At 49.0% G+C, this 15,161-nt stretch carries 13 protein-coding genes; 7 read left to right on the forward strand and 6 right to left on the reverse strand.

Going from position 1 to position 15,161, the window contains the following annotated elements:
- Positions 1–151: 151 nt before the first annotated feature.
- On the reverse strand, positions 152–469 hold the full coding sequence (locus ACYQ2N_RS09805) for a hypothetical protein (RefSeq protein ID WP_459999063.1): 318 nt from the start codon (positions 467–469) through the stop codon (positions 152–154).
- Between the two features lie 380 nt (positions 470–849).
- Entirely contained in the window at positions 850–1,065 is a 216-nt protein-coding gene (locus ACYQ2N_RS09810; RefSeq protein ID WP_460000506.1) for a DUF350 domain-containing protein, read from the reverse strand.
- A gap of 142 nt (positions 1,066–1,207) precedes the next feature.
- Here ACYQ2N_RS09810 and ACYQ2N_RS09815 point away from each other — a divergent pair, with 142 nt between their 5' ends.
- On the forward strand, positions 1,208–2,482 hold the full coding sequence (locus ACYQ2N_RS09815) for a glycoside hydrolase family 18 protein (RefSeq protein ID WP_459999064.1): 1,275 nt from the start codon (positions 1,208–1,210) through the stop codon (positions 2,480–2,482).
- Here the strand turns inward: ACYQ2N_RS09815 and ACYQ2N_RS09820 are convergent.
- The 4 genes from ACYQ2N_RS09820 to ACYQ2N_RS09835 form a co-directional block, all read right to left on the reverse strand.
- Positions 2,479–4,242 (reverse strand): aldehyde ferredoxin oxidoreductase family protein, encoded by a 1,764-nt coding sequence (locus ACYQ2N_RS09820; protein ID WP_459999065.1) that lies wholly within the window; start codon positions 4,240–4,242, stop codon positions 2,479–2,481. The genes ACYQ2N_RS09815 and ACYQ2N_RS09820 overlap by 4 nt on opposite strands.
- 1 nt (position 4,243) lies before the next feature.
- On the reverse strand, positions 4,244–4,639 hold the full coding sequence (locus ACYQ2N_RS09825) for a 4Fe-4S binding protein (RefSeq protein WP_459999066.1): 396 nt from the start codon (positions 4,637–4,639) through the stop codon (positions 4,244–4,246).
- Between the two features lie 153 nt (positions 4,640–4,792).
- Complete coding sequence (locus ACYQ2N_RS09830; RefSeq protein ID WP_459999067.1) at positions 4,793–6,214, reverse strand: APC family permease; 1,422 nt, start codon at positions 6,212–6,214, stop codon at positions 4,793–4,795.
- 68 nt (positions 6,215–6,282) lie between these two features.
- Positions 6,283–7,638, reverse strand: coding sequence for a putrescine aminotransferase (locus ACYQ2N_RS09835; protein WP_459999068.1), 1,356 nt, complete (start codon positions 7,636–7,638; stop codon positions 6,283–6,285).
- Positions 7,639–7,814: 176 nt separating this feature from the next.
- On the opposite strand from ACYQ2N_RS09835, the gene ACYQ2N_RS09840 reads away from it, so the two are divergent.
- From ACYQ2N_RS09840 to ACYQ2N_RS09865, 6 genes are all read left to right on the forward strand, one after another.
- Positions 7,815–9,911: a sigma-54 interaction domain-containing protein gene (locus tag ACYQ2N_RS09840; RefSeq protein WP_459999069.1), complete on the forward strand. Its 2,097-nt coding sequence runs from the start codon at positions 7,815–7,817 to the stop codon at positions 9,909–9,911.
- 173 nt (positions 9,912–10,084) lie between these two features.
- Complete coding sequence (locus ACYQ2N_RS09845; RefSeq protein ID WP_459999070.1) at positions 10,085–10,456, forward strand: GntR family transcriptional regulator; 372 nt, start codon at positions 10,085–10,087, stop codon at positions 10,454–10,456.
- A gap of 101 nt (positions 10,457–10,557) precedes the next feature.
- Positions 10,558–11,457: an ABC transporter ATP-binding protein gene (locus ACYQ2N_RS09850; protein WP_459999071.1), complete on the forward strand. Its 900-nt coding sequence runs from the start codon at positions 10,558–10,560 to the stop codon at positions 11,455–11,457.
- Positions 11,438–12,106, forward strand: a complete 669-nt coding sequence (locus ACYQ2N_RS09855) for an ABC-2 transporter permease (RefSeq protein ID WP_459999072.1) — start codon at positions 11,438–11,440, stop codon at positions 12,104–12,106. Before ACYQ2N_RS09850 ends, ACYQ2N_RS09855 begins: the two co-directional genes overlap by 20 nt.
- A 45-nt stretch (positions 12,107–12,151) precedes the next feature.
- The gene (locus tag ACYQ2N_RS09860) at positions 12,152–12,892 is read left to right on the forward strand and encodes an ABC transporter ATP-binding protein (RefSeq protein ID WP_459999073.1); all 741 of its coding nucleotides are present in this window, start codon (positions 12,152–12,154) and stop codon (positions 12,890–12,892) included.
- Complete coding sequence (locus ACYQ2N_RS09865; protein ID WP_459999074.1) at positions 12,889–14,580, forward strand: hypothetical protein; 1,692 nt, start codon at positions 12,889–12,891, stop codon at positions 14,578–14,580. The genes ACYQ2N_RS09860 and ACYQ2N_RS09865 overlap by 4 nt, the downstream gene beginning before the upstream one ends.
- Positions 14,581–15,161: the final 581 nt, after the last annotated feature.

Raw genomic sequence — 15,161 nt, forward strand, 5'->3', positions numbered from 1 at the left:
CCCCCTCAAAGCGCAAGGTTGTCCCATCTATAATTTATGAGTTTAAGAGCACATTAGAACTCACGGCTCTAATTTTATCATGAAATTAATGATAGGATTAAAAGTTAAGGAAAAGTTAATATATGGCTTTTCTTTTTACACTAGGATCTAATTATCGTTTCGAAGAAAGCTTGACTATGATAAAAAGAATCAAGGATGTACAAAATATTAGAAAAACGAAGCTCGCTTTTAAGCTAAAAGCTACCGAAGACCAGTAAACCTGACCTACTTGAGAACCAGCAACCCAGGGAACGAGATGGCGGAAAGTCGTTGCCAGTCCCTGCCAGATCATTAGCATTAATGCAATTCCGGATATTACGGCTATTATGCCCGCGACTCCAGCCGGAGTATCCAAGCGCCAACGGCGTAATAAATCCCTTTTTAACCAATAAAATTCTATGGCTAAATCCTGCCAGATCTTCCTCCGCATAAAACTTCACCCCTTATCAGTTTATGAGTTGGAACGCCAAGACAGAATTTTGCTGCCCTAATGTATTAACTTTCGGAAATTTGTTTATAACTAGAGCCAAAGGGGGTTGATAGTCATGCCTACAATCAGTGAAGACGGCAAGTTCGTGCATTGTGCGTTTTGTAACCAGAAATTCCGTTTTCAGTATGACGCGCTCCGACACGAAAAAGAAAAACATGCAGATCAACTTTAAGCCTGCATGTTACTAACTGCTAAACCCTATTAAAACATTACTGTTTACCACCAAACTCCACAACGTACACTCATTCATAGAACTTATACTTTTGCCTCATTCCTTACGGCTTAGCCTATTTAGCTTAAGCCGTTTCTTTTTATCCGCCTTAGGCAGCCACTACGCGCGACACGATAATTGCAATTCCAATTAAGAGCCCTGCGATCACGATGGCAACGGCGCTATTGTTCTTCTCCAATTCCTTGTTAAAATCCAAAGGAATTAGTTTGTCAAAAAGTACATAGCCGACAGCCAAAATGATAATCCCCACAATTCCGAATAAAATGCTCAGGCCTAGGTTTCCTAAGACAGCAACAAAAGACATATCCAATACAACTCCCTCCACCTGCCATTGATTTCCTTCACCATTTAATTATTCCATAAACGGACACTTTATTCAAGCACTGTAACACTTCTTTCGCTGCCGAATAGCAATAATAGAGAAAGCTGCAAAGGGGTCGTTTAAAGTGCAAATACATGTGGTGCAAAAAGGGGATACCCTCTGGGCCGTGGCCGAGCGTTACGGTATCTCCGTCTCCCAAATAACGGAGGTTAACCAACTTCCCAACCCGGATGTGCTTGTAATAGGTCAGGCTCTGGTCATTCCCTCCCCCTATAGGCAACACACAGTGGCCCAGGGAGAAAGCCTGTGGGTAATCGCCCGTAATTACGGTACGAGCGTACAGGCGATTGTGCAAGCAAACAGAATTTCTAACCCTGACCGTATTTATCCCGGGCAAAAACTAATCATCCCGTCCGCTAAAAAAATGCGCAAAGAAGTAAATGCCTATACCACCCGGTTTGACGCCGCCGGGAACCGGGCTGTGCAAGCAGTTGGGGAACACCTTACTTACTTAAGCCCTTTTAACTATGGCATACGTAACAATGGCACGCTCTCAGACCTCGATGATGCTCTCATCCTAAATACCGCCCGGACGGAGAGAATCACACCCCTGATGGTGGTCACCAACTTTGACGGTCGTAAATTCAACTCCGAATTGGCGCATGCAATCTTCGAAAACCCCTCAATTCAAGAGACTCTGATTGACAACATCGTGAGCACTGCGGGCACCAAAGGGTACCAGGGTGTTAACATCGACTTCGAATATCTTTACCCCTCAGACCGTGAAGCCTATAACCGCTTTTTACACCTGCTTGCAAGCCGCGCACGCCAGGGCGGTTTATTCGTGTCTTCCGCCTTGGCTCCCAAAGAAAAGGCCGACCAGGTAGGATTTCTCTATGAAGCGCATGATTACCCTGTTCATGGAGAAGTGCTCGATTTCACCGTACTTATGACCTATGAATGGGGCTGGGCCGGTGGCCCCCCTATGGCTATTGCACCGATTGACGCTGTTAAGCGGGTTCTTAACTATGCAATAACCGTTATTCCTCGCTCTAAAATCATGATGGGAATGCCGACATATGGCAGAGATTGGGTTCTACCATATATTAAGGGTGGCCCCTATGCCAAAACAGTAAGTCCCCCAGAGGCCTTACGCTTAGCCACAAAATATAACGCAGCGATTGAGTATGATCAAAAAGCCCAGGCCCCGTTCTTTCATTATCGCGACGAACAGGGCCATGAGCACGAGGTCTGGTTTGAGGACGCCCGCAGTGTTCAGGCGAAGTTTAACCTGATCAAAGAATATAACTTGCGCGGGGTGAGCTACTGGGTTCTAACCACCCCGTTCCCGCAGCTGTGGCCGGTGCAGGACGGAAATATCGAGGTCGTCAAATTCTAGTCAGCTACCCCGAGCCTGACCAGGGTTTGCGCAGACGGACGACCGTTTTTATCCCACCCGCGCAAAGCATAATACTCCTTAAGCATATGCTCAAATTCCTCCCGGGGCAGCAGTTTACCGGCTGTGGCTCCGGTTTTAAGTGTTTCTTTGAAGATCCGCTCCGGCAGGATATCCTCGCCCTTGCTAAATCCTTCCCTCACATTAAACTGCCTGGCCAGGTTCACAACCCTTTCCCCTGCCTGGCGCAAATCCTCTTCATTAATACTGCGCCCGAGCGCTGCCGATAGCATTTGTGCCATAGTCTCAAGTGACAGGGCCCAGAAATCACACAGAATCAGAGAAAACTTGACCGCATTATAGTGCTGCATATCCATGACTAGTTGCGCTTTCCCTTCAATTGTAAAGGGATCTCTCTCCCCATAAGCTTCCTCAGCCACCGGCCACGCCCGTAAATGACAGGCACCCCTGTCAGAGGTGGCATATGCAAGCCCCATACCCCAAGAGCCGCGGGGTTCATACCCGGGGAATTCCAACCCTTTGACATGCATAGCAAACTCACCGCCGCCATACTTCTGCGCAAGCTTCTTAACTCCGAGCGCTAAATCCGCGCCGATTCCTGCCCTGCGGGCGATCAACTCCGGCACCTGTAAATACCCTGCTGTATCCCCAAATCTAAGGCCGAAATCCTTAACTCCTTTTTCAGTTAATTCCATGGCAAAAGCGGTGACATTCCCGGCGGAAATCGTATCAATCCCTAAGTTATCACACAGGTCATTAAACTTAATGATCCCCTCCAAATCCTCAATGCCGCAGTTGGAGCCGCCAATTGCTAGGGTCTCGTATTCAGGTCCTTCGACCGAAGCCCTGCCTGTTTTGGAATAATTGCCACAGCCCAGGGCGCAGCTTAAACACCCTTTCTTCCCGGCCCGTACTTTCTTTAACGAATCAGAGTTAAGGTTTTCAAATGCAGTGAACGTCCCTTCCTGGAAATTGCGCGTGGGTAAAATGCCTGTGTTCTGTGAGAGATCCACCAGCATGGGAGTTCCGTCTGTGAACGCCCAAAGGTTGGTGTCGGTCAGGGTGTCTGTGCGCATGATCTCTTTCACGGTTGCCATAAAATTGCCCATGTCCGGCACGGATACACTGCCGCTCCCGCGTACAGCCACGGCTTTGAGGTTTTTGCTGCCCATGACAGCTCCGACTCCGCCGCGCGCGGCCTGCCTGTATAACTCCGAAGTGATACAGGACATGGTAACCAGGTTTTCCCCGGCGGGACCGATCGCCAAGACTTTGATCTCCGGACTGAGTTTTGCCCGCAAAGCCACTTCCGTGTCCTGGGCCCCACGCCCCCACAGGTCAGCAGCAGATCGCACTTCAACCAACCCGTCTTCAATATACAAGTAAGACGGGGAGGTTGCTTTTCCTTCCAATATAACAGCATCATAGCCCGCAAATTTCAGTTCCCCGGCAAAATGCCCCCCGATCGAGCAGTCAAGCACGGTGCCGGTCGCCGGGGACTTGGTGATGATTCCCAGTTTCCCGGAAACGGGAACCGTTGTCCCCGTGAACGGCCCGGTCATGAGTATCATCTTATTGTCCGGAGACAGCGGGTCAACCCCAGGTGCAAGTTCTTCATACAGATACTTAATCCCCAAGCCCTTGCCCCCGAAATAATCGTGGGCCCACTTCTCATTCAGCTTCTCAACCCGGTTGTCGCCGGTCGTAAGATTAACCCTGAGAACCTTGCCCGCATAGCTCATCTCAGCCCACCTCCCCGTTCGTTAAAGCATTGTGCGGACACCACTCAACACACTCGGGAGTACCCCCGCACAGATCGCAGAGCGCCACCCCGTGGGTCCGCGCTTTGATAATCCCCTCCGGGCAGGCCCCAAGACAGAGCCCGCAATCCGTACAGGCTGATTCTCTAAACAAAAGTCTTTCGTTCTCATACGCAATGGCCCCGGCCGGACAGGCAGATACACACGCCAAGCAGAGAGTACAGATAGAGCTGTTGATATTTAGTCCGGACTCATCATACACTGATACTATTTTTAAGCGCGCCAACTCCGGATTAAACACCCCTTCTTTAGTTGCTGAACAGGCCAGCTGGCATAAGCGACAGCCTATACAGTTGGCAGGGTCAAGCTTCAAAGCCATAAACGGGCCTCCCTCCATTAGTGAGAGACGGAGAAGGATCTAACATTCTTCTCCGCCCTCAAAACTCTTATGAGCATTTAACTAATTTCTTCAATTCATCCTGAAAATAGCCATATTTTCATTCATTGATGGTGCCGTTAGCGGCATGTGGGTCTATTTAGCTGAAACAGTCCCGGCAGCAGTGCCTTGACACCCATGGCATTCAGAATCACCTTTATAAAACTCGCTTTTGTACTTAGCTTTATAATAAAGCATGGGAATTAAGCCAATAAGCAATGCGCCTATTCCGATTAAGTCCGTGGTCAACCCTAGCTGCGGGATATCGTAAATCGCTACGGCCCACAAAAAGACTGCGGCCAAACCGGGCCAGATCCCACGCATAAAAAGAGCCTTCTTGTCCGTGCTGAACATCTTGCGATGATACCAGACGCTGGCAAACCCGGTCAATCCGTAATAAAAAGCAATTTGCAAGCCAATCGCGGTGATAGCTCCCGTCATCAGGGTATTTACGCTCGAACTGAAACTTGAGACTACAAAGCTGAATAAAGCCACAATACCGATGATAACGCTGGCTAGCCAAGGGGTCTGAAATTTCGGGTGAATTTCCGCAAACTTGGTACTGATTACCCTATCCCGGCCCATCGAAAAGAGAGTGCGGCTCGCCTGCAGCAACGAGGTCTCCAAAGTGGCAACCGTACTGATAATCACCGCTAAAATAGCAATGGTGCCCCAGGGGCGGGGGAAAATCATATCCCCTACGACCGGCAAAAGATTAGCACTCGCTTCTTCGATCTGTCCTGTTGTTAACCCCATTTGGAAAGCAATCTGCAGCAGCTCAAAGAGGAAAAAGATACCGATCATCCCGAAAACCCCACCATAACCCGGAGCACGATGACGGTCAACCGTCTCTTCCGTCAGATTGGCAGTGACGTCCCAGCCCCAATAATAGAAGATCGCGACCAGCGACCCCGCCATGAACGTATCGAGTCCCCCAGGGGCAAACCAAGACCAGGAAAAATGATTCACAGGGTTGGCCCCGAACTTAACATAGGCACCAATAGCAACAATTATGAGAGCCACAACTTCAATCGTTGTCATAATCTTCTGGAAACTCCTGGTAATTTCGATCCCCATAATGATTAATATGTCCATAGCCAAAAACCAAATTGCCCCTACGACCGTGACCGCGACTACATTGTTAGTAAGTTCGGGAGCAATCAAATCTAAAGTTGCCGCACCCACGGGCAGAGAACCCGCAACCATGAACAATGTCGCTGACACAATTAAGGCCCACCCGCTCATAAACCCAACCATAGGATTAATAGACCGCCCAACCCAGGCATAGCTGGCACCTGAATCCGGACGCCAGCGGTTCAAATACATAAATGCAAAGGAAATTCCGAACATCACGATGGCCGCATAAAAGATAGAACCCGGGCCGCTCATACCGACAGCGCCGATTAAGGCCGCCGTACTCGCGGACAGCGAGTACGCGGGAGCAGTCCCTGCAATTCCCATGATTACGGAATCAGCTTTGGTGAGTACATCATGCTGAAGTTCTTTTACTTTGGACATACCATATATCACCTTCCTTTTTTTACCTTGGGATCGTATCCCATATTCTTAACTTCTTTAGTGCCTCTTCACTTTCCCGCTTGGACCCGCTCAAGTGCTAGGGCTAAAGTTCCAAATACCTTATTCGCTTCTTCTTTCGTAATGGTAAGCGGTGGCTCGACCCTGATCACTTGCGCATTGATCAAAGTCCCGGACACCAAAACTCCATTATCAAACATATGCTTCGATACTTGAAAACCAATATTATCATCCACAAATTCAAGAGCCATGAGCAGACCTTTACCGCGCACGTCCACGATCTTGTCTTCATGTCCCTTAGCCGCTGCCCTTAAGCCTTTGAGCATGTACTCTCCCATTTCGGCGGCACGATCCGGAAGTTTTTCTTCAATGAGAACATTGATGTTGGCAATCGCGGCCGCACAAGCCAGGGGATTTCCGCCAAAGGTGGTGGTGTGCAGGAATGGGTTTTCAAATAAGACAGAAAATACCTTTTCCGTTGCCACTGTGGCCCCGGCGGGCATAATGCCACCCCCGAAGGATTTAGCCAGGCAGAGAATGTCCGGAGCAACATCATAATGTTCAGCACAGAACATTTTCCCGGTACGGCCCATCCCGGTCTGTACCTCATCAAATATCAGCAAAGCGCCGAATTCATCGCACAACTGACGGACGCCAGGCAAATAGTTGTCATCCGGGATATTTACCCCTCCTTCTCCCTGGATCGGCTCAAGCAAAACCGCGCCCACGTCCTCGCCGACCATTTTACAGGCTTCCATGGTTTTGCGCAGCATATCCAAATCATTGAAAGCTACATGGCGAACCCCGGGAAGCATCGGCATAAATGGCCGCCGGAATACTCCCTTGGCAGTTCCAGCCAGGGAACCGTAGCTCTTGCCGTGAAAAGCCTTGGTCGCGGCGAGAATAGAGGGTTTCTTGGGATTATACGCCCGGGCAAGTTTCAGGGCCGCTTCAACTGATTCCGTACCGCTGTTGACTAAAAAGGAATATTTCAGTTCTCCCGGAGTTATGTCGGCTAAGATCTTCATCAGCATTGCTCGCAGCGGGTCAAGCAGGTCCTGGCTGTGCAAGGCCTGGCGGTTAAGCTGATCGGTTACTGCCTTCATTACCTTGGGGTGACGGTGTCCGACATTATAAATCCCGAACCCGCCCAGACAGTCAATATACTCTTTGCCGTTGATGTCGCGGAAACCGTTAGGCCCGGAGTCAGACCATTCTACTGCTGCATCAAGTGCCCCCAGAGTCACTGATTTGCGGTATTCCAGAAAGCCTGGGTTAACATACTCGCGAAAACCTGTTAAAGTTTCTTGCTTGACCCAATCAACCTCCTCCTGGTTGATCTCCGGTTTTTCAATCAGATCCAATACTTTTTGCGAATACCGGTAGATCTCATCATACTTTTTCATGGTACCCCTCCCTAAACTTATGCTAAACTTATGCTTAACTAAACTTACGCAATTTTTATGCCAATGCTAGAAAGCTCTTAATTGTTGAAACTATCCGAATCTTATGCTATATTAACTGCATCAGGTTATACGCTCATGCATTACTTATTCACCCGTGCATAAAAGGGGAGTTCCACATGGATTTAAGAACTTTTTTACGCGATCCTATATTTGTCGAGGCAAGCTCGTCCTGGACAGTGATTTCTGAGCAGATCAAAGCTGAAGAACATCCCTATGTGTTTACACGCCGCGAGGATAAAGTCTACGCTCTCAAGAACTTCGACTTTCTGCTAAGCCAAGAACAGAGCTTACCGCAGCTCATCACGGGCGCTGCCGGCGAGCCTCCGCTTACCCTAATTAAGTTTGAGGAATTGACTTCGCGCGTTCTTGACGTGCTGGCAGAGCTGGTAACTCTTGTCCAGTACGAGGATCAATTAAAGTACATCGTTAGGGAAGATTTCCTCCTTACCATGGTTTCTACGGGCACGAGCAGCGAGTTGGCCTGGCTGCGCAGCCTGTTTGCTTCCATTCCCCGGGGTCTAATGATAGTGGATCTAGGTTATGCAGTGGTGAATAGCAACGCCGAAGCATTACGGATGTTGCGCATCAGCGGCTCCGATCTGCCTCAGCTTAGAATGCATGAAATCCTTGGCTTAAACAACTTCCAGTATGTCTATCGCACGCAGAACTCACTCTTAAATCAGGTTATTACTACCCCTTTAAGCCAGGCGGCCATCCTGATTGATTTCGTGCCGCTGGTTATGTACCAAGTTGTAACAGGCTTTGCCCTCGTGCTCCAGGATCTGCCCTCTATCGAAGCGATGGCAATGGAGCTCGACTCCGTGAAACAGCTTAATCAAGACCTGGAAGCGATCTTCTCCACCATTTACGATGAGATTATTGTCGTGGATGCCAGGGGAAAACTCCTGCGCGCCAGCGATCATTATATCTCATCCCAGTGGAAACGCCCCCCTCATTCCCTGATCGGGCAGCAAATTTTACGATTAAAGAAAGTCAATGACCTAATTCCTAAAGTAATCCGCGAAGTCCAAAAGAAAAAACAAAAAGTCTCCTTCATGCAAAACGAAGGGGACTCCCCACTGCTTGCCGTAGGCAACCCGATCTTTGATGCAGGCGGGGACTTGGAACGCATTGTCATCGCTTCCCGCGACCTTACTGAAATGGCGCGCCTTAAACGGGAATTGGAGCAAACCCGCAAGCAAAGTGAAAGCTATAAACAAGAATTAGAACAACTGCGCGAACGCGTCAGTCAGGCTCATGGGACACTCCCGTTATATGCCAGCCCCCTGATGCACGAAGTGATGCGCGAAGTGGAACGGGTGGCTCAGTTCTCAGCCACCGTGCTCCTGCACGGGGAATCAGGGGTTGGCAAAGAAATAATCGCCAACGCCATCCATTCTTTAAGCGATCGCCGCGAGCAACCCTTTATCAAAATTAACTGTGCAGCGATTCCGGAGTCCCTGATGGAAAGCGAGCTTTTCGGCTACGAACGCGGCGCTTTCTCCGGAGCGAATCAGCAAGGCAAGACCGGCTTAATTGTCAAAGCCCACCGGGGCTGCCTCTTCCTGGATGAAATCTCTGAACTCCCCCTCGTTATTCAGGGCAAGCTCCTACGCGCTATTCAAGAGCGCGAGGTATATCCGGTCGGCTCCACGGCACCGGTTAAGTTTGACATTCAAATTATTGCGGCCACGAACCGGAACCTGACTAAATTGGTATCTTATGGAAAATTCCGGGAGGATCTGTACTACCGTATCAATGTCTTTCCGATTGAGGTTCCGCCCCTACGTGACCGCAAAGAGGATATTGCGCTTTTGGCCAACCTCTTTTTAACCCAATTTAATCAAACGTATCAACGCAATTTGCGTTTATCAAACTCAGCCCTTGACCTGCTTGAAGCCTATCCCTTCCCAGGCAATGTACGGGAACTGCAGAATCTGATTCAACGCGTCGCCATCAAAAACGATGGTGAGGTCATTGATGCCAGCGCCATCGAAAAAATTCTGATGCGCGGGGACGTTGCCCTCAACAAGCCGGGAGGGAAACACGCCCAAGTCATCCCGCTGCACCAGGCTTTTGCACAAGTCGAGGAAGAATTAGTCTCCTTAGCGATGAAACAATACCAGTCAACGACTAAAGCTGCCAAGGCCTTGGGGGTAAGCCAGGCTACAGTCAGCCGCAAATACCGCCAGATCCTAGGTAATCAAAAGTGAAAAAGAGTTAGATTTTAGTTACAAAATAATTTTGCCGAACTACACCGATTGAACAAGGTACGTAAACATGCGACATATAAAAACTTTGAAGGGCTGTTGACATCTAAGTCCATACTGTATATATTGTATATATACAGTATGGACTTTATATTAGGGAGGATTGACATGCACAGATGAACATTGTCATCTCCAATGCTTCGCAGGAGCCAATTTATCAACAGATTATCACCCAGCTCAAAAACTCGATTATCCGGGGGGAAATCGCCCAAGGCGAAGCCTTGCCCTCGATCCGAACCTTGGCCAAAAATTTGCAAATCAGCGTGATCACCACCAAACGGGCCTATGAAGAGCTTGAACGAAACGGTTATATTCACACCGTCCCCGGCAAGGGTTCGTTTGTGGCAGCGCAAAACCAGGAACTATTAAAAGAAACCCGCCTGCGGATTGTGGAAGAAAAGCTGGCCGAGGCTGTGGCGTCTGCCAGAACAATTGGAATTAGCCGCACGGAACTCCGGGAAATGTTAGACCTCATGTATGAGGGTTAAACTCTGGTGCTTAGTTCTGATGTTATTTCTGGGTTTATTTCTGGCGTTTAATCTCGAGTTACTGACTTTTATTTCTAATGCTTTATGAAGGAGGACTAGACATGCGCAACACGCACACCCCAACCCGCAATGTCCTGGAAATTACTAGCCTATCGAAAAACTTTAAAGCTTTTTCCCTAAAACAAATAACCTTCAATGTTCCTCAAGGCTATATTATGGGCTTTATCGGACCTAACGGGGCAGGCAAGAGCACCACAATCAAGCTGGTCATGAATCTGCTTAGAAAGGATGCCGGACAAATCAAGGTCTTTGGCCTTGACCATATTGAATCAGAAAAGGAAATTAAAGATCGAATCGGATTTGTTTTTGACGAAAACTATTATTATGACGAACTGTCCATCGCGCAAGTGGTAAAAATTATCGCACCCTTTTACAGCCGCTGGGATCAGACCGCCTTTGACAAACACCTCAAGAATTTTGGCATGTTCCCCAAGATTAAAATTAAAGAACTGTCCAAGGGCATGAAGATGAAGTTCTCCCTGGCTGTCGCCCTTTCCCACCACGCCGATCTCCTGATCATGGATGAACCCACAGGCGGCCTCGACCCGATAGTGCGCAGCGAACTGCTTGAGATCCTGACTGACCTTATTCAGGATGAAGGGAAATCCGTTTTTTTCTCCACCCATATCACAACCGATTTAGACAAAATCGCGGATTATATTACCTTTATTCATGACGGAGAGCTTGTGTTTAGCGCAACCAAAGATGACATCCTGGATCAATACGGGATTGTGAAAGGAGACAAACAACTGTTGGACAGGGAGGTTGAGAAATTGTTCGTGGGCTTAAGAACGAATCAGTTTGGCTTTGAGGGGCTGGTCAGAGACAAGGCTCTGGCCCGCAGAACTTTCAAAGACCGAGCGCTGCTAGAAAAGCCAACCCTGGAAGACATCATGCTCTATACTGTGAGGGGGGAAAAAAATGTCTACGCTCATTCTTAAAGATTTTTTGAACTTAAGGAAGATTCTCCCTTTCGTCCTGGTATATGGTTTAATTATGATTGTTGGCTTTCAAAGTATCCCGGATGCAGCCTTAACCGCTTCAACCGTAGCTATTACTTATTTGCTCATGCTTCAGGCCTGTGCGCGTGATGATAAAAACAAATCGGAAATTATGCTGAACAGCCTCCCTCTAAAAAGAAAAACCATCGTTGCGGCGAAATACCTCACCGTATTTCTCTATGCAGCCCTCGGGCTTGTATCCTATCTTATCGCTTATGTTATAGTAGTAAACACCGGTATTCCGGTTCACGTTTTCCCTCTTTCCCTGAGCGCTACTGTGGGAGTCGTTATCGCTGCCATTCTGATGAGCTCCCTATATTATCCGGTGTATTTTAAGTTTGGTCTTTTAAAGTCAAATATTTACGGAATGGTAATTTTTTTCGCATTTTTCTTCAGCCGAGGGCTGGTCCTCGGCATCGTCAAACGCCTCGCCAATTCCCCTTTGCCGCCAAGCATCGAGCTTGTGCTTCAGTGGCTATCCCGGCAATCAGAATATGGCCTAGCTTTCATCATACTAATCATCGGCCTGGCTCTCATGGGACTGTCCTACCTTTTATCTGTGCGTTTTTACTCCGGTAGAGAGTTTTAGGGCATTCGGTTAGCCATCGGATAAAATTATGAGGTGTTGTGAGAAATGTCTTTATTAACGGTGGAAAAATTAACTAAAAAGTATGACCAACACTTCGGAGTGCAGAACTTAACCTTCACCTTAAATCCAGGAGAGATTTTAGGGCTCGTTGGCCCCAACGGCGCAGGGAAAAGCACTTCCATTAAGGCACTTCTGGGTTTAATTCAACCCGAACAAGGCCAGGTGCGCGTTGGGCCTGAGCAGTTGTCCATCTCCGGTGTCGCTGCCAAGCAGATGATCGGGTATATCCCGGAATTCCCGGTGCTTTATTCGGATCTGACTGTAAGCGAGCACGCGCATTTCCTCGGGATGGCTTACGGAATACCTGAAGCAGAGTTACAGGCTTACTACGGCGAATTAGTGGAGCGGTTTCATCTTGAGGGGAAAGAAGACAAGGCCGCGGTTCATCTGTCAAAAGGCATGGAGCAAAAGCTGTCCATGTTATGCGCGCTGATTCACCGTCCCCAGATTCTCATTGCCGATGAACCGTTTAATGGGCTCGACCCTCACGGGCAGCGGGAGTTTAAGGATCTTTTGCGGGAACTCGTCAACAATGGCGGTGGGGTGCTGCTGTGCACCCATCAGTTGGACACGGCGGAAAAAATCTGCGACCGTTTCCTCATTCTTAATGATGGGCAGCAAGCCGCCGTGGGGTCGTTGGCAGAATTACAAGCAGCGGCAGGCTTGCCCGGTTCTTCTCTGGAAGACGTATTTCTGGCTCTTACCGGAGGAGGGAAGCGCGTATGAAAGCCCTTCTCTTGTTACACTGGCGTGTGACACGCAATCATCTTAAACGCCGCCTGCATTATTTAAGTGTCTATTTTGATTGGGCCGGGACGGTGACCTATATTTACCTTCTGGCCTTCGTTCTCATTGTACTGGGCTATTACTTATATGATCCGTTTACCCGTATTCCCTTCCCCGTCCTAATCAGTATCGAGCGCTTGGCCCAGGGGATTCTGTGGGCAGTACCTCTGTTGTGGCTGCTAGCAGCGTTTGTTTTTTCCGGGAGAACGGCAATCCTTTTAAGTCCGGCAGACGTCCATCATCTGCCGCAATTCCCGTTCCCCAAGCCAACCGTTTTTCTGGAACAATGGCTTTGGCCCGCCGCCAAAAGAATTGTCCTCGCTCTCCTTGGGCCGCTCTTTATCTGGCCTTTCTTAACTCTCCTTCAGGTAAAGTTCCCTTTCGGCAACGTATTACTTACCCAGGCTGTGTGGGGCTTATCAGGCCTTTTCGGGCTGACCCTGCAGTGGCTCTTGGCTTTTGTTCGAAGTTATGTACGCGGATTGATCCTGTGGCTCAAGCGGGGAATCACCATCGGCACCTTAGCCCTTTTGGGCATCAGGCTGCTTGACATCAGACTACGGGACAGCAGCCTACTTGGCAGCAGTCAGCTTATCCCCACTCCGAATTCCGGGGCAGGCATAGCCAATTACGGGCAAGCCGGCTCGGCATCATTTCCGAACCTAGATACCCTCGATGCCCACCTTCTCACTACAGTCTCCCTGCCTTGGTCTAGCTGGCCCTTCTGGGCCTGGATCATCCTGGCTGCCGCCCTAATCGTCCTAGTCAGGTTAACCATTGCCCTCTATGCCCGCAGAGCGTGGGAACCGACATTAAGCCAGAGCCAGGAGGTTCATACCCTGCGCACCCTCATCCGTGCTCGCGACCAACGGGAACTCAAGCGCTACCAGCAGGCAAGGAGAGGGCCTGGGTTCATCGGTCGCTTGTTAGGGCGTAGATATGTCTCCCAGGCTTGGGCTTTATCCTGGAAAGGACTGCTCACCTGGCGCAGCGCCAACTGGACCCAGGTCTTCATCTCATTTCTGCTACCGCTCTTCGTCATCCGCCTGTTCTTTCCCGGCTTTTTAACGCTTCTGCACAGCGGAACCATGGACAGGATGGTTGACGTTCTGATCCGATTCGAGCTGCCTCTAACCCTCTTAATCCTTCAGGGCTATACCCAATTCCTCTTCTCCTGGCAGGATGACCTCCAGCACATGGAACTGTTCCGCCTGCTCCCGATCACCCCCAAGCAGGCGATCCTAAGCACGCTTGCTCCTCCCGTCTTAACCATCGGGCTGATGATGGTACTCATCAGCTTGATCTTTGCCTCGCCGTTTTTAGCCGGACGTGAACTCATTCTCTTGGCCGCCTTAGCCTTGGCGGAGGGGATTCTGGGAGCCCTCTTGGTTGCCCGGGAAATGCTTAAAGACCCCAGTACCGCAACCTCGGCCCTCGGCCCGGAACGCTGGATCTCTGCTTTTTCCCTGCTGGCTGGACCGGCTGTTGTGCAGTTGAGCAGATTCTGGGGATGGTCCACGGTCGACGGCCTCAGCGGCGGTCTCATGGTGGCCGGGGGACTAACGGTCGTGTTCTTTATCCTGATGGTCAATGAATTCGTACTCTTGCGGTCGAGGTATGGGGTTTAGAACCCAAACCCCACGAATAAGTTTTCGTGGGGTTTCGTGTTGTTTCTAGAAATTTTGCGGAACCCCTGAAAGTGTTTAGGCTAGTCAGTATTGTAGTTTAAGGCAACATACTTACTTGGGTAAACTTAAGATTGTAGTAATTTGTCGTAAAATTCTTGTTAAATTTTTGTCACGTTTTAGGGGAGTAAATGTCTCTATATTATAGAATCAGTAAATCAGGCCTTGACTGAAAGGAGTGATTACAGTGAGGGGGTCATTATGCTACACTTCTGCATGTCCATAGTATCACTTAAATAGCATTCAGCAAGGGAAAGTAAGTATGATATTAAAGACCAGCTAATAAAAGTCAAGAGTTTTTTTGATTAATCTTTAATTGCTGGTTCAGAAAAGGAGGGTAAAACAAACCAAGCCATTGAAAAATCCGAACAATGACTAAACCAACGTTTGAATAGGGGACACGAAACGCTCGGCGCTTGCCAAGCAAAATCTCTTTTAATCTGGGGTAGCTCTTTGGGGTAAAAGAGACTTTGCCGTCTTCAAGCGTTTGGGTATGGTGCACGTGTCAATGGAATGATAATCGA

It is taken from the genome of Paradesulfitobacterium aromaticivorans (assembly GCF_054657415.1).